The 23967-nt window shown below is 63.7% G+C and carries 22 protein-coding genes; 13 read left to right on the top strand and 9 right to left on the bottom strand.

Going from position 1 to position 23967, the window contains the following annotated elements:
• Positions 1-102 precede the first annotated feature (102 nt).
• Together fabG and U8326_RS00665 are read right to left on the bottom strand one after the other, a co-directional pair.
• Positions 103-870 carry a 3-oxoacyl-ACP reductase FabG gene (gene fabG, locus U8326_RS00670; protein WP_324741742.1) on the bottom strand — a complete coding sequence of 256 codons (768 nt, stop codon included), beginning with the start codon at positions 868-870 and terminating at the stop codon, positions 103-105.
• Positions 867-2537, bottom strand: coding sequence for a class I adenylate-forming enzyme family protein (locus U8326_RS00665; protein WP_324741740.1), 1671 nt, complete (start codon positions 2535-2537; stop codon positions 867-869). Before U8326_RS00665 ends, fabG begins: the two co-directional genes overlap by 4 nt.
• Positions 2538-2953: 416 nt before the next feature.
• Here U8326_RS00665 and U8326_RS00660 point away from each other — a divergent pair, with 416 nt between their 5' ends.
• Entirely contained in the window at positions 2954-4573 is a 1620-nt protein-coding gene (locus U8326_RS00660) for an NAD(P)/FAD-dependent oxidoreductase (protein WP_324741739.1), read from the top strand.
• An 18-nt stretch (positions 4574-4591) separates the two neighbouring features.
• Here the strand turns inward: U8326_RS00660 and U8326_RS00655 are convergent, their stop codons facing one another.
• From U8326_RS00655 to U8326_RS00635, 5 genes are all read right to left on the bottom strand, one after another.
• Complete coding sequence (locus U8326_RS00655; protein WP_324741738.1) at positions 4592-5782, bottom strand: lipid-transfer protein; 1191 nt, start codon at positions 5780-5782, stop codon at positions 4592-4594.
• Entirely contained in the window at positions 5779-6213 is a 435-nt protein-coding gene (locus U8326_RS00650) for a Zn-ribbon domain-containing OB-fold protein (protein WP_324741737.1), read from the bottom strand. The genes U8326_RS00655 and U8326_RS00650 overlap by 4 nt, the downstream gene beginning before the upstream one ends.
• A gap of 11 nt (positions 6214-6224) precedes the next feature.
• Complete coding sequence (locus U8326_RS00645) at positions 6225-6761, bottom strand: MaoC family dehydratase (protein WP_324741736.1); 537 nt, start codon at positions 6759-6761, stop codon at positions 6225-6227.
• A 40-nt stretch (positions 6762-6801) separates the two neighbouring features.
• Positions 6802-7302, bottom strand: coding sequence for a MaoC family dehydratase (locus tag U8326_RS00640; protein ID WP_324741735.1), 501 nt, complete (start codon positions 7300-7302; stop codon positions 6802-6804).
• A 132-nt stretch (positions 7303-7434) separates the two neighbouring features.
• Positions 7435-8529, bottom strand: coding sequence for an aromatic ring-hydroxylating dioxygenase subunit alpha (locus U8326_RS00635; RefSeq protein WP_324741734.1), 1095 nt, complete (start codon positions 8527-8529; stop codon positions 7435-7437).
• 278 nt (positions 8530-8807) lie between these two features.
• Here U8326_RS00635 and U8326_RS00630 point away from each other — a divergent pair, with 278 nt between their 5' ends.
• Entirely contained in the window at positions 8808-9590 is a 783-nt protein-coding gene (locus tag U8326_RS00630) for an enoyl-CoA hydratase/isomerase family protein (RefSeq protein WP_324741733.1), read from the top strand.
• Between the two features lie 33 nt (positions 9591-9623).
• On the opposite strand, the gene U8326_RS00625 is transcribed toward U8326_RS00630, so the two are convergent.
• Positions 9624-9911, bottom strand: a complete 288-nt coding sequence (locus tag U8326_RS00625) for an antibiotic biosynthesis monooxygenase family protein (RefSeq protein WP_324741732.1) — start codon at positions 9909-9911, stop codon at positions 9624-9626.
• Positions 9901-11601: a class I adenylate-forming enzyme family protein gene (locus U8326_RS00620; protein ID WP_324741731.1), complete on the bottom strand. Its 1701-nt coding sequence runs from the start codon at positions 11599-11601 to the stop codon at positions 9901-9903. Before U8326_RS00620 ends, U8326_RS00625 begins: the two co-directional genes overlap by 11 nt.
• Positions 11602-11705: 104 nt before the next feature.
• On the opposite strand from U8326_RS00620, the gene U8326_RS00615 reads away from it, so the two are divergent.
• From U8326_RS00615 to U8326_RS00565, 11 genes are all read left to right on the top strand, one after another.
• Positions 11706-12845, top strand: coding sequence for an acyl-CoA dehydrogenase family protein (locus U8326_RS00615; protein ID WP_324741730.1), 1140 nt, complete (start codon positions 11706-11708; stop codon positions 12843-12845).
• 39 nt (positions 12846-12884) lie between these two features.
• Positions 12885-13484, top strand: a complete 600-nt coding sequence (locus U8326_RS00610; protein WP_324741728.1) for a TetR/AcrR family transcriptional regulator — start codon at positions 12885-12887, stop codon at positions 13482-13484.
• A 71-nt stretch (positions 13485-13555) separates the two neighbouring features.
• Entirely contained in the window at positions 13556-14029 is a 474-nt protein-coding gene (locus U8326_RS00605) for a MaoC/PaaZ C-terminal domain-containing protein (RefSeq protein WP_324741727.1), read from the top strand.
• A gap of 26 nt (positions 14030-14055) precedes the next feature.
• Positions 14056-15282, top strand: a complete 1227-nt coding sequence (locus U8326_RS00600) for a thiolase family protein (protein ID WP_324741726.1) — start codon at positions 14056-14058, stop codon at positions 15280-15282.
• Between the two features lie 3 nt (positions 15283-15285).
• Complete coding sequence (locus U8326_RS00595; protein WP_324741725.1) at positions 15286-15678, top strand: Zn-ribbon domain-containing OB-fold protein; 393 nt, start codon at positions 15286-15288, stop codon at positions 15676-15678.
• Positions 15638-17290: a long-chain fatty acid--CoA ligase gene (locus U8326_RS00590; protein WP_324741724.1), complete on the top strand. Its 1653-nt coding sequence runs from the start codon at positions 15638-15640 to the stop codon at positions 17288-17290. The genes U8326_RS00595 and U8326_RS00590 overlap by 41 nt, the downstream gene beginning before the upstream one ends.
• Complete coding sequence (locus U8326_RS00585) at positions 17287-18465, top strand: thiolase family protein (protein ID WP_324741723.1); 1179 nt, start codon at positions 17287-17289, stop codon at positions 18463-18465. The genes U8326_RS00590 and U8326_RS00585 overlap by 4 nt, the downstream gene beginning before the upstream one ends.
• The gene (locus tag U8326_RS00580; protein ID WP_324741722.1) at positions 18462-19277 is read left to right on the top strand and encodes an enoyl-CoA hydratase/isomerase family protein; all 816 of its coding nucleotides are present in this window, start codon (positions 18462-18464) and stop codon (positions 19275-19277) included. Before U8326_RS00585 ends, U8326_RS00580 begins: the two co-directional genes overlap by 4 nt.
• Complete coding sequence (locus tag U8326_RS00575) at positions 19274-20335, top strand: amidohydrolase family protein (RefSeq protein WP_324741721.1); 1062 nt, start codon at positions 19274-19276, stop codon at positions 20333-20335. The genes U8326_RS00580 and U8326_RS00575 overlap by 4 nt, the downstream gene beginning before the upstream one ends.
• Positions 20332-20673, top strand: coding sequence for an iron-sulfur cluster assembly protein (locus tag U8326_RS00570; protein WP_324741720.1), 342 nt, complete (start codon positions 20332-20334; stop codon positions 20671-20673). The genes U8326_RS00575 and U8326_RS00570 overlap by 4 nt, the downstream gene beginning before the upstream one ends.
• Positions 20674-21087: 414 nt before the next feature.
• Positions 21088-23709, top strand: coding sequence for a TonB-dependent receptor (locus U8326_RS00565; protein WP_324741719.1), 2622 nt, complete (start codon positions 21088-21090; stop codon positions 23707-23709).
• Positions 23710-23967 lie beyond the last annotated feature (258 nt).

Raw genomic sequence — 23967 nt, 5'->3', positions numbered from 1 at the left:
CATCGATGGAGCGCATGCAAGGTTTGCAGAGATAAGGCGATTTACGCAACCACCATCATGCGCGGGCAAGGGGCGCTGCTTTTCCGGGCGGCCCAGAGCACGCTAGGTTCGCGGCCCGCCAGCGACATACAGCACCTGCCCGGTGACGAAGGACGAGCGGGGATCGGCAAAGAACGCCACCGCTTGCGCAATGTCGTCCGGCTCGCCCGTTCGCCCCACCACGATGTCCCGCAGCATGAGCTGCGAAAGCTCATCCATGGTCATGCCGGCGCTGGCCGCGACGCCCCGCGTCATTTCCGTCACCACGAAGCCCGGAGCGACGACATTGGCGGTGACGCCATACGCGCCCAATTCGATCGCCAGCGTCTTGGTCAGCCCCTGAACGCCGGCCTTTGCCGCGGAATAGTTGGTCTCGCCGAACACGCCGAGGGCAGCGATGCTGGACAGGTTGACGATCCGCCCCCACCGAGCCTCGCGCATTAAGGGAGCAACCGCGCGGCAGGTCAGGAAGACCGACTTGAGATTGACGTCGACCACCAGATTCCAGTCATCCAGCGTCATGTTGGAAAGCGTGCGATCCTTGAGCACGCCGGCATTGTTGACCAGCACCGTGGGCGGGCCGAGCCTTGAAGCCACCTCGTCGATTGCTGCTTTGACCATCTCCTCGTCCGATACATCGCAATCGACCGCAAGGGCGCGACGCCCCGCCTGTTCCACCAGACCCGCGGTTTCCGCGCAATCCGCCGCGCGGAGATCGAGCAAGGCGATGGCATGGCCATCCTGCGCCAGACGCAGCGCGATGGCCGCGCCGATCCCCCGCGCCGCGCCCGTTACGATGGCGATCCTCTGCTGTGGCGGCTGACCGCTCATGCCTGCGCCCCCTGGAGCCTTTGCATAGCCATTTCGGCCAATAGAAACTTGCGGGGCCTGCCCGATGCGGTAACCGGGATCTCCTCCGCATCCAGGGGGATGTAGTGGCGCGGCACCTTGAAGCGCGCGACCCGTTCGCGCACGAAATGATCGAGCGCGCCCGGGTCGATCGTTTCACCTGGTCTGGCAACGACAAAGGCAACCCCCACTTCGCCCATCCTTTCGTCCGGAACGGGAACGATATGGGCCTGCAATACCGTGGGATGGCTCACCAGCACCGTTTCGACCTCCGACGGAAGCACCTGCTCGCCACCGCACCGATAGGATTCCTTCGTCCGCCCCAGCAGGGTGATGTATCGATCGGCGTCGATCCGCCCCAGATCGCCGGTCCGCAGCCACCCATCGGCGGTAAAGGCGGCGGCAGTCGCTTCCGGCTTGCGATAATAGCCGCGCGTCACGCCGATGCCCCTGGCCACCAGTTCCCCGATCTCCCCGACCGGCAGGTCGGCGCCGGTTTCCGGATCGACGACCTTGTAGTCCACCAGCCGGTTCTCGATCGCGGGATCACCGGCCGGCCCTACATTGCGCAGGCGGCCATTGGTATTCAGCAGGCGCTCCATCGGATCATCCGGCCGGGTGACGGTGGTGGAGGCCGTGGTTTCGGTCATGCCATAGCCGGTCGTTATCTCGCGGACCCCGAACACGTCGCGGATTTCCTGCCAGATGCGCTCGGGCGCGCGGCCACCGGACGCCAGGACGAAATGGAAGGACGAAAGATCGAAGCCGCGTTCGCGGGCAAGCTGAAGCATATCCAGCGTCATGGTCGGGATGAGCAGGGCATCGGTCGCTCGGTGGCGCTCGATCGCCTCAAGCATCGTTTCGGCATCGAATTTCAGATGCGGAATGAACGAACCGCCGACGAAGGGCACCGACAGCATCCCCTCCACGTAACCGAAGACGTGATACATCGGCAGGGCGAAGAGAATGCGGTGGCCGTCCTCGAAGGCACGCCCATAAGCCGATCCGAACGCCGTGCGGGTCAGCATGTCATGCGTGATCTCCACCCCCTTCGGATCGCCGGTCGTGCCGGACGTGTAGAGGATGTCGCACAGCTGGGTAGGCTCGACCTCCTCTCGCCGGAAATTGTCCGCATCGATCTCGAGTGCGGCGAATGGAAACGCGGCCTTTCCTGAGGAGCGCTCCGCCCCATCGAACACAATGAGAGTCGCGAGGTCCGGCAGGTTTTCTCCGCCGCCATGATCTTCCCAACCGGGCGCCAGCCTGTCGAGCATGTCGAGATAATCGAGTTCCCGAAAGCGGGCCATGGTGACCAGCATCGAGGCCTGCGATTGCCGCAGGAGATATTCCAGTTCGCGTTCGCGATTGAAGATATTGAGCGGAACCGCAATCGCCCCAATGCGCGAGATCGCGAATTTCAGGGCCACGAACTCCGGGTGATTGGCCATGATGCTGGCCACCTTGTCCGCCGGCCCGATCCCCCTTGCCTGCAGGCCCGCCGCAATGCGCATCGACCAGGCGGCCATGTCCGAATAGGTCCAGCTTGCCCCATCGGTTATGACATAAGGGCGCTCTGGAAATCGCTGCGCCGCTTCATCCAGGAGATCATGCAGGGTTCTCGATCTCCAGGGGGCATAATGCTGAGCCAAGGCAGCCTGCCGGGACGATACGCTTCCCACTTCCAAGACTTCAACTCCCATCCTGCGCACGGCAGTTCCCCGACGCTTGCCCAGCCCGCAAAGGCTCGCGGGGGGATACCACTTGCCTTCGGGTGCGGCAGCGCCGCCTTATTGCCCGAGGACGATCTACACCCGCCCCAATTTTGTCAATGGTATCGTGGAATTTCCACATTCCTTGCCGATACAGAGCAAGAAAGCCGTATCGGCCGGAGCTATCAGCCCCATCACGATGCTTCTCCTTCCTCGAATTTCCGCCCTTTTGTTGCCGCTCCGGCAATTTGCCAGACAATCAGGGAAATGCCTCGGTCAAACGCCAATTTTCCACATCATCGTTGACGTTCCATATGCATCGTGACAGAGCCGGACATATGGGAGCAGATCAGAGCATGGCTAAGAAAGTGGATATCGTGATTGTGGGGGCAGGCTTTGCGGGCCTGCGCGCGCTCTACACCTTTCGGAAGCTGGGCTATTCGGTCATCGTGCTGGAGCGTGACGAGGCGATCGGCGGCGTCTGGAATTTCAATCGCTATCCCGGCGCGCGCTGCGATGTGGAAAGCTACGATTATTCCTATCGCTTTTCCCCTGAGCTGGAACAGGAATGGCGCTGGAGCGAGCGCTATGCGACCCAGCCCGAGATCCTGCGCTACATCGATCATGTTGCCGACCGTTTCGATCTTCGGCGCGATATCGAACTGAACACCCTCGTCAGCGAAGCCCGCTATGACGCCGAGGCCGGGCGCTGGCGGGTGCAGGCGCAAGACGGCCGCGCCTGGGATGCGCAATATGTGATCCTGGCGCTGGGCCAGCTCTCGACGCCCAAGGATACCACCTATCCCGGCCAGGATCGGTTCGAGGGCGAGATCATCTACAGCGCGAAATGGCCGCGTGATCGGGAAATCGATTTTTCGGGCAAGCGGGTTGCGATTATCGGCACCGGATCATCGGGCGTGCAGATGACGCCGGTTATCGCGGAGCAGGCGGCCCATCTTGCCGTGTTCCAGCGGACCGCGAACTATTCCATTCCTGCGGCCAACGCCCCGGTTTCGGATCGCGAAGACGCCGAGGTGAAGGCGCATTACAGGGAACGGCGGGAACAGGCGCGCAATTCGCCGAGCGGACTGGGCTTCGTGCCCGACAATCGTTCCGCCAGCGAAGTTCCCGAAAAGGAACGGGAAGAAGCCTATGAGCGGGCCTGGAATCGTCTGGGCTTCGGCTTCGCGCTCGTATTCAAGGATATCCTGCTCGATGAGGCTTCAAATGCGACCGCATCCGACTTCATCCGCCGCAAGATCGCGGAACAGGTCGAAGACCCGATATTGCGGGACAAGCTTACCCCCAAAGGCTTTCCTTTCGGTACGCGGCGCCCCTCGGTGGACAGCGGATATTTCCGGACGTTCAATCGGCCCAATGTCGAACTCGTCGACATATCGGAGACTCCGATCGAGAGCTTCACTCCTACGGGCATTCGCACCAGCGCCGCCAAATACGCTTTCGATATCATAATCTATGCCACCGGCTTCGACGCCTTCACCGGCTCCCTGCTCCAGCCCGAGATCGTGGGCAAGGACGGGTTTACCCTGCAGGACAAATGGTCCGCGGGGCCAGTCAGCCATCTGGGCATCGCCGTCAACGGCTTTCCCAACCTGTTCATCATCGTCGGCCCGGGAAGCCCTTCGCTCCTGAGCAATGTGCTCCTTTCATCGGAAGAGCAGATCGACTGGCTGGCGGAAATGTTCGAGCATGCGCGCGCCAACGATATTCAGGAGATCGAAGCGACCGCGGATGCCGAGCGCGAATGGGTTGCCCATGTCAACGAACGGGCCAAGGAGACGCTCTATCTCAAGACGCCATCCTACTACATGGGAGCGGAAATGCCCGGCAAACCGCGTGTCTTCATGCCCTATTCCGGCGGGGTGAGATATTATCGCCGCATCCTGGAGAAGACCGCTGCCGACGGTTACAGCGGATTCGCCCTGCGCAGGGCCAGGGAAAAGACGACGATCTGACAGGGCATCCGGAACGCCTCAGCGGGTCAGTATCACCGAGCCGCCATTGGCGCCGAGGCCCAGCACCGCGGTCATCCCGACTTTCGCATCGGATACTTGATGCCCCTCCGCCTGGCCGCGCAATTGCCAAAGGACTTCCGCCACCTGCAGCAAGGCCTGGGCGGTCGTCGCCTCGCCAAAGGAGAGGAAGCCTCCGCTGGGATTGACCGCGATCTCGCCATCGATCGCCAGCTTCCCGTTTTCCAGCATCCAGTCGCCCTGCCCCGGCTCATAGAAACCGAACAGCTCCGGCCAGGCCAGGATATGCCAGGCGGTATTGTCTGCCATTTCAAGCACATCGATGTCTTTCGGCGCGACCCCGGCCATCTCGAAAGCCCGGCGAACCGCGCCCACGACCTCGCTGGTGTGGGGAATGCCTTCGCGCACCGTCGTCGCGATGGTCGGAATGCGGCGCGCGGGATCGCCGAACTGGCCTGAGCCAACTGCGCAACCGGCAACCCAAACGGCAGGCTTGCCCGAACGTTTCACGAAATCCTCGCTGCCCAGGATCACGGCGGCCGCCCCATCGCTTACCGGGCAGATCTGGAGAAGGTGCAGCGGATCCGCGACCATGGGCGACGCGAAGACCTCCTCCACGCCCACCGGATCGCGATACCGCGCATAGCGGTTTCCGGCTGCGTTCCTGCGCATCAGCACCGAGGCCTTGGCCAGCGTTTCCGCAGTGGTGCCATGATCGTGCTGCCTGCGCCGCGCTTCGATGGCCCAATAGGCAGGATTGGTCGCGCCCATGGTGACCCAGCGCAGGTAATCATTGTCGGTGCGGTCGTCCTTGCCGCCCGGCGGCCGGGGAATGAAACCCTTGGGCATCCGCTCCGCTCCGAGTGCCGCAACCACATCATATTGCCCGCTGGCGATCAGCGAATAGGCGGATTGCAGCGCAATCACGCCGGCAGCGCAGGCGCCGCCGACATTGATGCAGGGCATGCCCTGCTCCGCGACCGCCTGCACAACCTCATTCGCATGCAGGCCCCAGCCCATCCCGCCTTCGAAGCGCGATGAAGCCGCGGCCAGCGCCTGCACGTCCGGCCAGGCGACACCCGCATCGGCAAGCGCGGCATCCATCGCCTCCAGCGCGAGCTGCAGTTGCGGCTTGTCCGGCCATTTGCCCCAGGGATGAACGCCCGCTCCCAGCGCATAGACCGGCCTCATGCCCGATCTCCCGCCGCGGCGAACATGTAGGTGCAAACATCGCCCCGCTCCGCATCGCGGTATAGCGGCTCGACCGCGAGGCGCAGTTTCATGCCGATCTCGACTTCGTTCTCGCCGATCCCCGAAAGCATCCCCATCACGCGCAGACCGGCACCGAGATCGACCAGACCCAGCACATAAGGCGCCCAATCGTCCATGCGAAACAGGGGTGGCGGCTGGTAGCGCTGGATCGTGTAGCTGTAGAGCGTCCCCTCATCCGGCAGCAGCGTCCGCTCAAGGCGCTTGTCGTGGCAATCCGGGTTGGGGCAGCCCGGCATCTGCGGGAAGTAGAGCGTCCCGCAGCCGAGGCAATGCGAGCCGATCAGGCGCGGCCCACCCGGCCCCATTTCGACGAGGCCTTCCACCACCATCTCCGGATCGGCGCCGTTCATCGCAAGGCCGGTCAGAGCGAGAGAATGTCGCGGGTTTCGCGGAAATAGAGTATGCCGCTGGCCACATCCGTCACGGTCACTTCATGCCGGACATAGCGCCGGCCGCGCTTCTCGAACTTGTCGACGGCCCTGGTCGTGATACGCACCGTCGCGCCCACCGGGATCGGCTCCAGTATTTCGGAATCGTGGAAGGTGTGGATCGAACCGATCGCGAAGGGCCTGGTATGGTCGAACTGCACCGAAAGCACGAAGTGGGACACCAGCAGCGGCGGCACGATGGCTCCGCCGAACGGGGATTCGCCCGGAATGTGCCAGGTGTTCATCCGCCACCCTTCGTACCAGGGATTATAATCCTCCACCGGATCGAGATAGAGGATCACCAGTTCCGGGGTGAGGTGCAGCTCGCGCGACAGCTCATCGCCGATCTCCACCATATCCCAATAGGTTTGCGATTCCTGCTGCAGCCCTTCGATAAAGGCGCGCGTCTGCGCCTTCTGCACCGCCGTCATCGGCTTCAATTCGCCATCCTTGCCCGTCATCTCATCCACCCGGTTCTATCCCTCTCGCCCGATACCAGAGCGGCCGGCCTCAAACGCCGACATCCGCCTCGACCCAGCCGACCGTCTTCTTTTCGCCCGCCTCGTTCTCGCACCAGATATCGGCCCGAAAGCGGAAGCCGTTGCCCTTGGGCGTCTTCCCGGTGACAACACCGTGGGTGGTGACGACCTCCCCGGCAACGGTCGACGCGATATATTTGCAGACGATCCGCGCGCCCTTGAACATCGCCGCGCCGAAATGGTTGACGCACATCTCGGCGATATAGGCGGACGACATCTCGCCGGTCTGGATCGGATCGGACAGGCCGGTCGATTGCGCATATTCAGGGTCCCAGTGATTGGGATTGAAGCGGCCCCAGGCCCGGCTGCCCATCAGCTGGATCGCCGCCTTCTTCCTCAACGGCTGAAATTCAAAGCCCACCGGGGTTTCCGGCGTGATCGGCAACGAGGCAAGCAATCTCTCGCCGGTTTCGGCCATCCTGTCCTTCTCCCATTCCCTGGCCTTTCCGGCCCACCCGAAAGGTAATGGCACGTTGAACGCATATTCGTCAACGGTATCGTGGAAAAATTGGGCGCCAATGCCCAAGGGAGCGGATCGGCTGTCAGCTTATAGCGGGATAGAACAGCAGCATGGCCGCCTGAGATCGGGCGCAGCCCTCACCCTTTATTGTGCAACGCGCCGCGCGATCTCCGCATGGAAGGCGGTCAGGCGCCCTTCCGCCCGGTTGAACATGTAATCCTGCTGGCCCAGCGAATGGGCGACCTTGCCCCATCCGTTGATCACCCGCGCATCCTCCGATGCGACCGCGCGAAAGTGGTTCCAGTCATGGTCGTTTCGCTGCGCCCAGGCTTCCTCGCTCATCCCCTCCGGGCAGGGGCCGACCATCCCGTAAGCCACGAAATGCGTAGTGGTCGGCCCGACCGGGCAGATCGACCAGGTCTGCAGATGGGTCGGAAAATTGCTGTAGAAGGTGTTCGGGAACGCGAGATAGTGGGTGATGTGGGATTTCCGGTGGTCCGCATCCTCCGGGAAGCGGTCGGTCATCCCCTTCACCGGAATGGTCATCCAGCTGTGGGGATCGCAGATCCGCAGGCGGGCCTTGCCCCATTGCACGATCTGGGAAAGCGTCTCCTGATGGGTGAAGGGCACATGCCAGGTCTCGTTGAACGCATCGACCACGACCTTCCAGTTCGCCTCGAGCGTCAGTTCCAGGCGATAGCGGGTGTCGAACCGTTCGAGGCCGAACCAGTCCAGCTCGGCGCCGATCTCGCCGAGGTAAGTCCTGAGATCAGGCACATCGTCGGAAAGGCAGATCCATGCGAACCCGCCGAATACCTCCACCCGCACCGGCCGCGCGCGGATCGTCTCCAGACGGGCCGGATCGAATTCCTGCCTGAGCGGCGCGAAGCGCAGCTTGCCCGACAGATCGTAGATAAACCCATGCCAGGGGCACACGAAACGCCCGCTGGAACAATGCCCGGATTCCTCGACCAGCCGCGCGCCGCGATGCTGGCAGACATTGTGCCAGGCGGCCAGGCCGCCATCCTCCAGCCGGGCGATCACCACGGACTGGCGCAGCTCTTCCCAGATAACGTAATCTCCTGGCTTCGCGAGGTCCGCGAGCGGGCAGACGCGCAGCCATGTCTTGTAGAAGACCTCCTCGATCTCGCGCTCGAACCGCGCGGGATCGGTATAGGTGCGCGAGCTTACGACGCCAGGCGCGAGCGGATATTGCGCTGACCGTTCCGCCTTATCCATCTTTCCTCGTCCCTTTCGTGGCCCGGGAGCAACAGCCCTTGCGCTGGCCGGCGATTGGCCGGAGACCAGGGCCATGCCATCGACAGGCCTGACCCTAACAGCCTTGACTGACGGCTGCGAGTCCATATAAACAAATGATTGTTTTATTTCTAGCGCAAGGGGCGGAAAATAACAACCGGGATTGAATGGCGGCGAGACACAACCCGCCGCGGGATGCTGTAATATTGGATTGCCGGCAGGGCCGGACGTTGCGAGGGCGAGCAAGCATGGACGGAGGCATGGCACCACGGTTCGAGCGATACCGCGACCGGTATGAGAATATCGCGCTGAGCCGCGACGAGCATGGCATTCTCACCATGCGGCTGCACACCCAGGACGGCCCGATGGTCTGGTCGGCCTCGATCCACGAGCAACTGGGCTTCTGCTTCACCGACATCGGGACGGACCGGGACAACGCCGTTGTTGTGCTGACCGGCACGGGCGCCAAATGGTGCGAGGACATCGACGCGGCCAGCTTCACCCTGTCCAACAGCCGCGACTGGGACGTGATATTCTACGAGGGGCGGCGATTGCTGCGCAATCTGCTCGACATCGAAGTGCCCGTCATTTCCGCCATCAACGGGCCGGTGCGAATCCATCCGGAAATACCCGTGATGTCGGATATCGTCATCGCCGCCGAAACCACCGTGTTCCAGGATGCGCCGCATTTCATGTCCGGGATCGTTCCCGGCGATGGCGCGCATGTGGTCTGGCCGCATCTGCTCGGCCCCAACCGGGGCCGCTATTTCCTGCTGATGGGGGAGGAAATCCCGGCCGCGGAGGCAAAGGCCCTGGGCGTGGTCAACGAGCTTCTCCCCGCCGGCCAGGTGCTGGACCGCGCGCTGGAGATCGCGCGCTATATCGCCGCGAAGCCGCCGCTCGCCCGCCGCTATGCGCGCGTCGCGCTGACCCAGCGATACAAGCGCCTGCTGGAGGAAGGGCTGCCCTTCGGCCTGGCCGTGGAAGCGCTGGCCGCCGTCGATGCGCTGCCGACCGAGGGCCGGATGAAGGACGCGCAATAGGCTTGCGCGCCTCCGGCGCCGGCCCCGCCCTGCTCAGACGGCCTTGAAATGCTCCATGTTGGAAGCGCCGGCGAAGAACGGCCGGACCAGCGAGACGAATTCGCCGAATTCCTCCGTCTTGGTGAAATCGGTGTGGGATTCGACCCGATCCCATTCGAGGACCAGGATGAACTTCGCAGGGTCTTCCACCCCCCGGCCTGCCTTGGCGGATGCGCATCCCGGAGCGGCCGCCAGGATCGCCAGCGCCTTGTCCTTCAGAATTGCGGCAAGCTCTTCTTCCTTGCCTGCGACAACGGGAAATTCCGCGCGTTCAATGAACATTGTCTTCTCTCTCCTCGATCCTGCGTATCGCCAGCTTCGCCAGCCTGAATTTTTGCGGCCTTCCCGTCACGGTCAGCGGGATGTCCCCGGCTGCAAGCCACAGGACATGCCGGGGAACCTTGAACCGCGCAAGGCGGCGCGCGCAATGATCGAGTAATTCATCGTCATCCGGGCGGTCCCCCTCGCCCGCGACGACACACAGGCAGCCCACCTCGCCCATCTTGCCGTCAGGCACTCCGACGACCAGGGCCTGGGCGATGCCCGGATAGCCTTCGAACAGCAGCTCGATCTCGCGCGGCATGACCATTTCCCCACCACAGCGGAAGCTCTCCTTGATACGGCCCGTAAGGGTGAGACAGCCGTCATCCGAAAGACGGCCGACATCCCCGGTCCGCAGCCATCCGTCGGGCGTGAAGGCGGCCCGCGTTTCCTCCGGCTTGTTGTAATATCCGGCCGTCACGACCGGCCCGCGCGCCTGCAACTCGCCATCCGTATTGCACGGCAATGGCGCGCCGGTCCGCGGATCGACCACCCGATAGATCGCCACCCTGCCGCCTAGCTCCGGATCGCCCGCCGCACCCGCCAGCTTCTCGCGCCCGTTGGATTCGATCAGCCGCGCATCGCCATCTTCCGTATGCGTGCATACGGTGGATGCGGTGGTTTCGGACATGCCGTAGCCGGTGTGGACTTCCTTCGCGCCCAGAACCTCGCGTATCTCCGCCCAGATCTCCGGCGGATTGACGCCGCCGCTGTTGAACACGGCCAGCAGCGAAGGCGCATGGAATCCCCTTTCGCGGGCAAGCTCGATCAATCGTCGGGTCATCAGGGGGACGCAGATCAGATCGGTCGTTTCCAGCCTTTCCGCCCAATCCAGCATCTGCTCCGGCTCGAACACCGGATGGGGAACGATGGCGCCACCCACGAACAGGCTGGCGACGAAGCATTCGACGTAGCCGAACACGTGATACATCGGCATCGCGTACTGGATGCGCCGGCCATCCTCGAACGACCGGGTAAGCGCGGAGGAATAGGCGGCGCGCAGGACCATGTCATGGGTCAGCAACACCCCCTTGGGGCGGCCGGTGGTGCCCGAGGTATAGATGATGTCGGATATGGCCTGCCCATCCGCCACAGCCTCACGCCGGGCCAGTTCGGCATCGCTTTGCGGATTGGCCATGTCCGCCAGATCGCGCAGCGAAGGGGCGGCCCGGGAACAGGCCTCGCCGGTGGGCAGGGCGAAGAGGCTGCGCAGTTCCGGCAGGCCAGGGCGAATGGAGGCGAGGTCCGTGAGATAATCGTGCCCGCGAAACGCATCCATCGCGATCAGGAAGCGGCTGTCCGACTGGCTCAGCACATAGGCCAGTTCCTGGCTGCGCAGCAGGAAGTTCACGGGAACGCAGACCCCGCCCGCCCGCGCGATGGCCAGCTTCACCGGCACGAATTCCGGAAAGTTCGCCATGATAAGGGCGACATGCTCGCCCGGGCGCAGCCCGGCGGCGATCAGTCCCGACGCGATCCTGCGGCTTTCGGCCTGCACTTCGGCATAGCTCAGGACCCGATCCGCGGTGACGATCTGCGGGCGCCGGGCAAAATCCGCTGCCGCCCTGTCTTGCAATCCGGCTATGGTGAGCGGCAGCCACACCGGATGGCGCGCCTCGATTGCCCTGCGCCTTTCAGCCGGGTCTTCCACCTTGCCTCTCCATTGACCGGTCAGGGGCTTTATAATAACAAACGTTTGTTCATAGGCAATGCCTTTCGGCCGGTCCGGGCAAGGCTGCCTGCGGAGGAACAGGAATGGACTTCAGTTTCAACGACGAACAGCGGATGTGGCGCGATGTCGTCTACAGCTTCATGGACCGCGAATTTCCGCGCGAGGTTCTGCGCAAGCACGACCAGAGCCGCGAATTTCCCGAAGAGCTTTATCGCAAGATGGCGGCGGAAGGCTGGCTCGGCCTGCTGATCCCGGAGGAGCATGGCGGCCTCGGCATGGATCGGGACCCGGTGATGTTCGCCATCTTCTGCGAGGCGATCGGCAAGGACAGCCTGGACACGGCCGCCTGCATCATGACCTCCATGTTCACCGCGACCAACGTCTCCCGTCACGGGACGGAGGCGCAGCGCAAGCGCTATCTCGAGCCGTTCCTGCGCGGGGAAGCGAAGTTTTCCATCTCCATCAGCGAGCCGCAATCCGGCTCCGACGCCGCAGGGGCGCGCTCGACCGCCAGGCTGGAAGGTGACGAATGGATCGTCAACGGCAACAAGGTGTGGTGCTCCGGGGCGCACCTGCCCAACACCTGCATCGCGATGATGCTGCGCACCGGCCCCGGGCGCTACGATTTCAGCGTGCTGCTGATCCCCAATGACACGCCGGGCCTCGAGATCCAGAAGATGGACACGCTGGTGCGCCGTTCGCTGGGCACCACCTCCCTGTTCATGGACAATCTGCGCCTGCCCAGGGACGCCTTGCTCGGCGAGGTTAACAAGGGCTGGCAATATATCGGCGAGCATCTGGATTTCGAGCGCCTGTCCATCGCCTCCTCGCAGGTCGGCAATGCCCAGACCGCGCTGGACGATACGGCAAGATATCTCGGCGAGCGGAGCGCCTTCGGGAAGAAGCTCTCGGATTTCCAGGTGCTGAAGCACCGCATGGCCGAAGACCGCGCCCGGCTGTCCGCCGCCTGGTATCTCGTCTATGCCGCCGCCTCGCAGATGGGGCGCGGAGAAAAGGCAACGGCCCTGGTGGCGCAAGCGAAGCTGATCGCGTCGCAAACGCTGTTCGACATCGCATTCAACGGCATGCAGGCATTGGGCGGCTATGCGCAATTGCCCGAATACGACATGGAACGCTATTTCCGCGAGGCGAAGCACGGCATGGTCGGTGGCGGAACGAACGAGATCCTCAGGAGCATTGTCGCCAGGTCGATGGGGCTCTAGGCGATTGGATGGACGAGGCACGGGCGGAGTTTATTACCTATGGCTGATGCGCCTTCATCCGGCGGCACGCGCGGCTCTCGCGAGACGATCATGAATGTCGCCATGCAGCTCTTCGGCAAGCAGGGCTACACCGGCACGTCGATGCGGGATATCGCCAATGCGGTCGGTGTCCTCCCGGGCAGCCTCTACGCCCATATCCAGAGCAAGGAAGCCTTGCTGGTCGATATCGTCGCCGACGGCATCGGCCGCTTCATCGCGGCGGTGGAGCCTCATGCGAAGGGCCCGGATTCCCCGCTCGATCGCCTGCGCCGGATGATCGTGGCCCATGTCGAGGTGGTGGCCGACAACCCGGAACGCTCGCTCGTGGTCTTCCATCAATGGCGTTTCCTGGGAGCGGACAACCTGCCCGCCGCCATCGAACGGCGCCGCGACTATGAGCGCAGCTTCATCTCGGTGGTGGAGGAAGGCGTGGAACTGGGGCTGTTCCGGCCGGACCTCAACAAGCGGATCGCCGTGTTCACCATTCTGGGCGCCTTGAACTGGACGCCGGAATGGTTCTCACCCGGCGGCCCGCTGACGGCGACGCAGGCTGGCGCGCTCATGGCCGATACGCTGCTGGACGGCCTGCGGTCCCACTGATCGGGAGCGCTTGCCTGCTTGACCACAGGACTGCGGCAGCTTAATAAACAAATGATTGTTTGGAAGATGTGATGACTGGACGCAGCTTTACCGATCCCCAGCCGAAGTGGTTCGAGGATTTCGAACCGGGCGACACCATGACCACGCGCGGGCGCACGGTCGACATCGGCGATATCACCGCCTTCGCCGGCCTCACCGGGGATCATTACCAACTGCACACCGACGGCGCTTTCATGGAAAGCAGCCGCTTCGGGCAGCGCATCGCGCACGGCCCCCTGACCTTTTCCATCGCGGTGGGGCTGATCGGCCTGAGCGGATTCTACGGCGACGCTATCGCCGCGCTGGTCGAAATCACCGGACTGAAGGCAACGAAGCCGGTCTTCGCCGGAGACACCCTGCACGTGGTCGGCAGCGTCGAGGTGCTGGAAGCGAGCGGCCCGAAATACGGCACGCTGGGGGTGCGGTATTCGGTCCGCAACCAGAGTGGCGAGGAAGTGATGACCTTCCTCCAGACGATGCTGGCCAAGCGCCGGTCGTCTGAATGACCGGACAGGAAACGGAGAGGCGGCGGATGGCTGAAAACTGGACTTTACACACCTCGCCCGGGGCGGCCAACGACCCGGTCTTCGTCGGGGTCGGCGAAATCAGGACCGGCCGGTTTCCGGAACGCGGCTTCGTCGAGGCGCTGACCCGGGTGGCGATCCTCGCGCTCAAGGATGCGGGGATGGTCCCGCGCGACATCGATACCATCCTGCTGATCCCCAACCTGCATTCGGCGGCGGACCAGGCCGATCTGGTGTTCTCCCGCATGGTCGAGGAACTGGGTATCCACGGTAGCTGCAAATCCAGCTACATGGTGCATTCCGGAGGCTCGACCAGCGACAATGCGGTGCGCGCGGCCCATGGCCTGATCGCTGCCGGGCATGCCCAGAACGTGCTGGTCCTGCAATGCGAGCGCTGGGGCTCGGCCGACCTCAACGAAATGATCACCATGCTGTCGAAGAACGGCATCCCCGGCGAATGGGAATTGCCGACGGGCATCCAGTTCAACGCCATCGGCGCGATGATAACCCGCCGCTACATGCATGCCTCGGGCAGCACGCCGGAGGAAATGGCCGCGATTTGCGTAACCCTGCGCAACTGGGCCAATCTCAACGAGAACGCGATGTTCTACGAGAAGCCGCTGACGGTGGAGCGCGTGCTGTCCTCGCAGATGGTCGCCGATCCGCTGCATGCCTTCGAATGCCCGCCGATGGCGGATGGCGCCTGCGCCTTCGTCGTGACCAGCACGGAAAATGCGAAGAAGCGCGGCATCGGCCACGCCGTGCGCCTGGCGGGGTCCGGCGGCTGCGTCAGCCATTACTGCCTCAGCCAGGAACCCGACCAGGCCGTGCTGGGCTGGCCGCTGGCCGCCGAACGCGCCTGGAACCAGTCCGGCTGGGGTCCGCAGGATGCGGATCTGCTGGAAATCTACGACAGCTATGCGGCGGTGACCGCCATCGCGCTCGAAGGCATCGGCATCGCGCCCAAGGGCGAAGGTGCGCGCTGGATCGCCGCCGGCAATGGCGATCCGGGCGGCAGGCTGCCGCTCAACACCAATGGCGGCTTGCTGTCGGCCGGGCATACCGGCGTCGGCGGCGGCACCGCCCTGCTGGTCGAAGGCATCCGGCAATTGCTCCATCGCGCACCGCCGAAACGCCAGATCGAGGAATGCCGGCGCGCCATCATCGGCGGAACCGGCGGCAGCTACATGGATGCGCAGGTCCTGCTGCTCGAACGCACGAAACTGGGGGCCTGAGCGATGAACCTGCCCAAGATCGTTTCCGAATTCCGCGACGGCCTCGCCGCCGGCGAATTGCTGGTCCAGAACTGCAATGAGTGCGGCAAGCCGAACATGTGGCCGCGCTATGCCTGCCCGCATTGCCAGTCCGAAAATCTCGGCTGGCTGAAATCGGCGGGCAAAGGCACGCTGCACAGCTTCTGCGTGCTGCGGCAGGGCGCGCCCGAAGGCTTCGAGGCCGACATCCCCTACGCCATCGGCGTGGTGAAGCTCGACGAAGGGGTTCAGCTCGCGGTCCGCCTCCAGCCCGAAGGCGAGGAGGACTGGTCAGCCTATCGCTGCGACGACAGGGTCGAATTCGTAGGCAAGGAAGATGGGCGCGAATGCGCCCTCTTCCGCCGATCGGCAAGCTGACGGCGGCACGGTGAACAGCTTCGCGTTCCTCGAGAAGTCCGCCCGGCGCCGCCCGGATGGGCTTGCCCTACTGCAGGGAGAGGAACGGCTGACCTATCGCGAGTTTCGCGACCGGGCCCTTGCCATAGGCGGCAATCTGCTGGCGATGGGCTGCGAACCGGGCGACCGCGTAGCTTTCTGCCTCGCCAATTCACCCCGCATCATGGAAGTGATCTTCGGCTGCTTTGCCGCTGGGCTGGTCGTGGTGCCGGTCAATGCACGGCTGCATTCCCGGGAAATGGCTTATATCGTGCAGGATAGCGGCGCGAAGATCCTGATCCACGGGCCGGAATACCAGGACGGGATCATGGCCCACGCCGCCCTGTTCGGCACGGTGGCCCGCATCTGCACCGCGCCCGCCGAAGGAACGAAGCCATTCGCCGCGCTGATCGACCCGGCAGATGCCCTTGCCGCCGCCGTCGAAGCCGCGCCGGAAGATCTGTGCTGGCTGTTCTACACCTCCGGCACCACCGGCAAGCCCAAAGGGGCGATGTGGAACCACCGCATGGTCCGCTGCGTGATCATGAATTACCTGGCCGACCTGCACAATATCCAGCCGGGCGAGATGGTGCTGCATTGCGCGCCGATGTCGCATGGCAGCGGCATCGTCGCCCTGCCCGCCGTGGCGCGCGGCGCCGTCAACGCCATCACCGGCAGCGCGAGCTTCGATGTCGACAATCTGCTGTCCACGGTCGAGCAGCTGAAGGTTTCTCATATCGCCTTCATGGCCCCCACCCAGATCATCCGGATGCTGGAGGACCATGTGCCGGGCCGCCACGACCTCTCCAGCCTGCAGGCGATCTGCTACGGCGGCGCGCCGATCTATGTCGAGCAGCTCAAAAGGGCGATGGAGGCGTTCGGCCCGATCTTCGTCCAGCTCTACGGCCAGGGCGAAGCGCCGATCACGATCACCGGCATGAGCCGCGAACGCCATGCGGAACTGCTGGCGGCGAACGATCCGCGCATCGGCTCCGCCGGGCAGGTCCGCACCGATGTGGAAGCGCTCTGCATCGATGCCGATGGCAACCCGCTGCCCGCAGGTCAGGCGGGAGAGGTGGTCGTCCGCGGCGATGTCGTGATGCCGGGATACTGGAACAATCCGGAAGCCAGCGCGGAAGCCCTGCGGGGCGGATGGCTGCATACCGGGGACATCGGCTATTTCGACGAGCACGGCTATCTCTTCCTGCTCGACCGCGCCAAGGACATGGTGATCTCCGGCGGCAACAACATCTATCCGCGCGAGGTCGAGGAAGTGATCATCCTGCATCCGGCGGTCGCCAATTGCGTCGTGTTCGGCATTCCGGATGCCTACTGGGGCGAGGCGGTTCACGCGGTAGTCGTCCCCAAGCCGGGCGAGGCCCTGACGGCGCAGGACATCATCGCCTTCTGCGGCGAGCACCTGGCCGGCTACAAGAAGCCCAAGGCCGTGGACTTCGTCGATGATCTGCCGGTCAGCGGCTATGGCAAGATCCTGCGCCGCGAAGTGCGCGACCGATACTGGCAGGGCCATTCCGGCCGGATCGGCGGCGGCGCAGCGGTGGAGGCCAAACCGCATAGGGCAAGCGAAGCATGAGGCGCGTCGCCATCGTGGGCGTCGGCATGACGCAGTTCGGCAAACAGCCGGGACGGGGCCTGCGCAGCCTGTCGGTGGAAGCGACCGAGCGAGCCTACAGGTCGGCGGGCCTCGCCTTCACGGACACGAACCGGGTCTATTTCGGCAATGCCATCGCGCCCACCGTCCTCCAGCAGGACATGATCAAGGGCCAGGTCGCTTTCCGCGATCACCCGCTCGGCCATTTGCCGCTCATCAATGTCGAGAACGCCTGCGCCTCGGGGGGTTCGGCCCTCCTGCTCGCGGTGGAAGGGGTGGCGAGCGGCTGTGCGGAAGTGGTGCTGGCGCTGGGGGTGGAGCAGATGTTCCATGCGGACCGGACGCGCGCGTTCAACGCGCTGCGCGGTTCGACGGATATCGACGACATCGGCGAAGCGGAACCGGGCGTCGAGAGCACGAACTCGATCCTGATGGATTATTATGCGCAGGTCGCGCAGAGCTATCTGGACGACTATGGCGCAACACCCGAGGATTTCGCGCGCATTGCCGTGAAGAACCGTGACAATGCCACCCGTAATCCGCTGGCGCAGATGCGCACGCCCCAAACCATCGAAGACGTGCTGAATGGCCGGATGATCGCGCCGCCGCTGACCCTGGCGATGTGCTCGCCGATGACCGATGGAGCGGCCGCCATTCTCGTCTGCTCGGAGGAGCGCGCCCGCGGCCTGCCTGCCCCCGCCATCATTGTGCGCGCCTGCCAGAATGCCTCGGGCGCGGCCGGCAGGCCGGTCGCGGATGCCGCCGCCAAGGCCTATGAAATCGCCGGGCTGGGCGCGGCGGATTGCGACGTGATCGAGCTGCACGACGCGGCGGCGCCGGCCGAGTTGATCCAGTATCACGAGATCGGCCTGTGCGCGGAAGGGGAAGGCTTCGTCCTGGCGCGAGAGGGACTGACCCAGCCGGCCGGCCCGCACCCGGTCAATATGAGCGGCGGCCTGCTGAGCCGTGGCCATGCGCTGGGGGCGACCGGCTGCGCGCAGCTTTGCGAGCTTGTCCTGCAATTGCGCGGGGAAGCCGGGGACCGCCAGATCGACAAGGCAAGGATCGGCATGGCAGTGAATGGCGGCGGATGGCTCGATGGCTCCTATGCGCTTGCCATCGCGACAATCCTCGAGCGGGAGGGAGGCAGCCGATGACGACAGCTTACGACACGATCATCCTGGAACGCCCGGCGGACGGGGTCGCCCTCATCACGCTCAACCGGCCGGACAGGGGCAATGGCGTGGTCCCCGAACTCGCCGCCGACCTGATCCATGCGCTCAACGTGCTGGAAGAGGATTTCTCCGTCCGCGTCCTCGTCATTACCGGGGCGGGCAAGCAGTTTTGCGCGGGGGCCGATCTGGTTGAGTTCAAACGCTATCTCGATGAAGATCACGCCGGGACGCAGGAGCCCTACAACGCCCGGGTGCTATGGCCGGTGACGCAGAAGATCGTCTCCTGCCGCCTCCCCGTGATCGCAGCGATCAATGGCGGGGCGACCGCCGGCGGGCTGGACTTCGCGCTGGCCTGCGACATCCGGATCGCCTCCACCCGGGCGAAGCTCGGCGAAACCTACATCAAGCTGGGGCTCAATCCCGGCAATGGCGGAACCTATTTCCTGCCCCGGCTGGTGGGCAGCGGCATGGCGGCCGAACTCGCCCTGACCGGGGATCTGGTCGATGCCGCGCAGGCGCTGGAGATCGGACTGGTCAATCGCGTGGTGGAGCCGGAGGAGCTGCTGGACACGGCGGTGGGGCTGGCCGCGCGCATAGCGGAACGCCCGCGCCTGGCCATCGAAGCGACCAAGCAGCAGCTGCGCCAGAGCTGGCACATGGATCTGCAAGGCTCGATGAACGCCAGCTTCTGGGCGGTCGCGGCGCTGACCTACAGCGACGATCTGCGCGAGGGCGTGAATGCCGCGCTGGAAAAGCGCGACCCGATCTATAACCGGAACGATGGCCCGAGATGATCGACGGCCAGATCATCGTCGATGCGGTGGTCCATCCGTGGGACATGTCGCCGGAAAACCAGAACCCGGCGGCAGAAGCGCAGATCGAGGCCGTTTACGCCTCGCACAAGCTCTCCTTCGATGAAGCGCATGCCGATTACGCGCTCCGGCCGGACGAGTTCTTTCGCGACCATTCCTTCGACACGATAGGCAGGGCCGAATTCGTCGAAAGCCCGGTCGATTTCGCGGTGCTGCACGCCCTGCCCAATCTCGGCTTCGGCCTCGGCCATATAACCCTGCCGGAAAAATGCGCCGCCTTCCGCGACGCGCACCCCGACCGGGTGAAGATGTATGGCACGGCCGGCAATCCAGGCGTCGCAAGCGCCAAGGAGGAGTTGAGGCAGCAGGTGGAGGAATTGGGCATCGACGGGGTGAAGCTCTATCCCGCCTTCTTCTATGGCGGGGTCGGCCAAGGCTGGCGGATGGACGGGGCGGATTGGGCAACGCCATTCTTCGAATATTGCCAGTCCCTCGGCATCAGCCGCATCGCGGTCCACAAGGCGCTTTGGCTCGCGCCAGCGCCGAAAGAAGCTTTCGAGATCGACGACATGGACTCGCCGCTCGCGCGCTTTCCGGACATCCGGTTCGAGATGGTGCATGGCGGAGCGGCCTTCCTCGATGAATCGATCGAGCTGATGAAGCGCCATCCCAATCTTTACATGACGCTGGAATCCACCTTCTCCTTCCTGCTCACCAGGCCGCGCGTCTTCGCCAGGGTGATAGGCCGGATGGTGACGGAAGTCGGGTCGGACCGCCTGCTGTTCGCCAGCGGCAATAATCTCACCCATCCGCGCCCGTTGATCGAGGCATTCCGCGATTACCAGTTCCCGACCGAGTGGCAGGAGGAGTTCGGCATCCGCGCGCTGACCCCGGAAGACCGGGCGAACATCCTGGGGCGCAACGGCCTCGGGCTCTATGGGTTCGACGCGGACGCGCTGCTGCCCCGCATTGCGGAGGACGTTTTCGCGCTGGCCCGCGCGGAGGGCATTCCCCAGCCCTGGAGCGCCATTCGCGGATGACCCGGGACCAGGCCCTGATGCTGGAAGTAATCCACGCACGGCTCGATGCGATTACGGACCCCTGCAGCATCGCGATGGGCAAGCCGATGAGCCTGCTGGAAATGGGGCTGGTCGAGAATGTCGCCATTGCGGCCGACGGCGCCGTGACCATCACATTGTGCCTGACGGACACGGCCTGCGTCCACTTCGGGGGAATGCGAGACTATATCGAACAATCTCTCCGGAATATCGCGGGGATCTGCTCCGTCCGCGTCGATCACACGACCGAGGTCATCTGGACCGACGAGAGGATACTCTCCCGGACGATGCCGCGCACGAAATTGCCGTCAGCGCGATAGGCCGGACCGTGCCCTGCGCCGAGGGGCGCGACTCGACCTCCAATCCGCTTCTTCCATTGCTCTCCCCAAGGCATTCGCCATGCCGCGCATCATCTCCGTGCCCTTCATTGCACTGACGGAAAAAGAGCGCCCTTTGCCCGGCTGGGAAGCCGCGCCAACTGGCTTAAAAAGCCGAACATCGTTCCAGCAAACTTTCCGATCCCCTTGGGTTTTTTCCCGAACAATGTTCTAAACTGGTTACTTTGTATATTATCCGAATTGGCAATAATTGGAATACAATCAACTGTTTTACAGTGATATTTTCGATAATAAAAATCGTAAATCAGTTGACATGATGCTCGGCGATCGTATTTTGCGTATCCGTTCACGCAAAAATACGTGGAACTTGTGAACGCTCTACAAGGGGAGGATCATATGAAGGCCATTGCTGCCGTAAGCGTCTTTGCGCTGGCTGCCGGAATCGCGGCACCGGCATTTGCCCAGCAAAGCGAAAGCGGATCGTCCACCGGCGGTCTTGAGGAAATCGTCGTCACCGCCACCAAGCGCAGTGAAAACCTGCAGGACGTTCCGGTCGCCGTTTCCGCAATCTCTTCCTCCGCCCTCCAGGCGAAGGGCGTCTTCGAAACATCGGACCTCAACGGCTCGATGCCCAATCTGCAAGTATCCTCGCCCTATGGCAGCCAGCAGCCGAATTTCTCCCTGCGCGGCGTCGGTGTGGGCACCGAATACAATGCCAACGCGGCTTCGCCCGTCGGCGTCTATGTCGACGAGGTCTATCAGGCCTTCCGCGCCAGCCATGGCCAGCAGCTCTACGATCTGGAGCAGGTCGAAGTGGTGCGCGGCCCGCAGGGCACGCTCTACGGCCGCAACACCACCGGCGGCGCGATCAACTTCATCACCCGCAAGCCCGACCTGGAAGGCACCAATGGCCAGCTGACGCTCGGCTACGGCAATTACGACCGCTACAACGCCGAAGGCGCCGTGGAATTCACCCCTGTCACCGACAAGATCGGCATCCGCCTCGCCGGCACCTACGTCAATTCCGATCCCTACATCCACAACCGCCTGCCGGCGGGCCTCAACACCTGGGCTGCCGGTGGCGCCTCCGGCCTGAACCTCGCGACCGGCCGCGATCCGGGCGGGGTCGAAAGCTATGGCATCCGCGGCACGCTGCGGGTCAAGCCGTCCGATCGGCTGGATATCTCGCTGAAGGGCTATTACGCCAAGGCCAAGGGCGGCGCCGAAGGGCCGCTGCCGACGGGCCAGGACAGGAACAGCGACGTCATCGACTATAACAGCCCGAACTTCCTGCTCGGTGGGCTGTTCCAGGCGCTTGGCCCGAACGGGGCCGGCATCCTTCCCGCCTCCTACAGCCAGTCCGGCAATGGGCTGGGCGTCAACGAACTGGAAGCGGACACGATCGGCACCGCCATCACCCGCGCGGAAGGCGCGGTCCTGACCGTGAAGGCGGAACTGACGGACAGCCTCAACCTTACCTCGATCTCGGGTTACGATTCAGGCCGCTACCTGAACTCGCCGACGGATTGCGACGGAACCCCGTTCCGGGGCTGCTCGATCGGATATGAATCCAACTTCAACGCCTTCAACCAGGATGTCCGGCTGGATTATGGCGATGGCCCGTTCAAGATGATCGTGGGCGCCTATTACGGGCGCGACAGCATCACGGCGGACAACAGGCCGGACTTCTTCAACTCGCTGCGCGACGTGAATGCCGCCTTCGGTGCGCTCGGAGCCTACGATGCGATCCCCGGCGGCTGGCAATCCTATTTCAATCCGGCCGGCGGCTTCAACGGCACCGCCCTTTCCGCCAGCTCGCTGCCCACCGGCATCACCGCGACCCAGCACTTCAAGCAGGTCCGCAAGAGCTGGGCGATCTACGGGGAAGGCAGCTTCGAAGTGACGCCGACCCTGAAGCTGACCGGCGGCCTTCGCTACACCATCGACAAGAACGCCTTCAAGGACGGCCTCACCACCTATTACGACGATGCCGGCGTGGCGCGGATGCTGTCCGTATCCGCTTTCGAGGACCCCTATTTCCTTGAAAACGTCTATGATGAAGCCGGAAACATCGTCATCCCGTCCTTCGCCGATCTGGGCATTCCGGTTCCCGAGGGGCTGGAGCGGCGCGGCAAGTCAAAGAAGCTTTCCGGCCGCGCGATCCTGGACTGGAAGCCGGTCGACAATGTCATGATGTATGCCAGCTACAGCCGGGGCTACCGCGCGGGCACCTTCAACGGTCTGGCCTATGGCAGCAGCGCGCAGGTCTACTTCGTCGATCCGGAAGAGGTGAACGCCTATGAGATCGGCTTCAAGACCCGGTTCTTCGACAACCGCCTGCAGATCAACGGGGCCTTGTTCTACTATGACTACATGGGCCAGCAGGGTCAGGTCGTGGACAATACCGCCACCGCCAATCTGATCTCGCTCGACGGCACGCTCAAGGGCCTGGAACTCGACGTCCAGTTCGCCGCGACCGATCGCCTGAAGCTGTCGGCCTCGCTCGGCCTGCTCGACAGCAAATACAAGGGCTACGATCAGGCTGCCTGCGCTGCGCTGGATCTTTCCGGCCAATTCCCGGCGCAGGACGGTTCCTGCGTCCAGTCGTCCGGCGGCAATGTCAGCGTGGGCGGAAATCCTTTTCCCTATGCGGCAAAATCCTCGATCAACCTCGCCTTCGACTGGGATGCGCTGGACATCGGCGAGGGCACGATCAGGGTGCATGGTGACGCATCCTACACCGGCCGCTTCTACTATGACGCCTACAAGGACTACAGCCGCGGCGTCCTGCCGACGGTCGCCACCGGCAAGTTCACGCAGGGCGAAGGCGACTACTGGGTGCTCAACGGCCGTGTGACCTATGACGCGGGCCGCTACAGCCTCTCGGTCTGGGGCAAGAACCTGACCAACGAGACTTATTATCCGTTCGGAATCTCGATCGAGAACCTGTTCGGCAATGGCTATCGCGCGCGTGCTCAACCGCGCACCTACGGGGTGGAGGCAACCTTCCGCTTCTGAACGCGCCAAATCAGCGCTTCTTCGCCGGGCCGCGGTCTTCCGTGGCCCGGCTTCTTGTATGCGCTTCCGAGAAACGGAACGCCTCATGCCGGCCAACTTTATGCAAGCACGGGATCGGGGGAATGCCGGATGACGCGCAGGCTCCGGCTTGCCGAACCTGTCTTTCGGCCGCTCATGCCTTTCTTATGACATATAATGGCTGATTTGATCGAGCAGCAGTCCGCCCTGAAAATTACTGATTTAAAACAATCTTAGACA

The sequence above is a fragment of the Tsuneonella sp. CC-YZS046 genome, assembly GCF_035581365.1.
Taxonomy (GTDB): domain Bacteria; phylum Pseudomonadota; class Alphaproteobacteria; order Sphingomonadales; family Sphingomonadaceae; genus JAWKXU01.
This window is presented reverse-complemented; position numbering and strand designations above follow the sequence as displayed.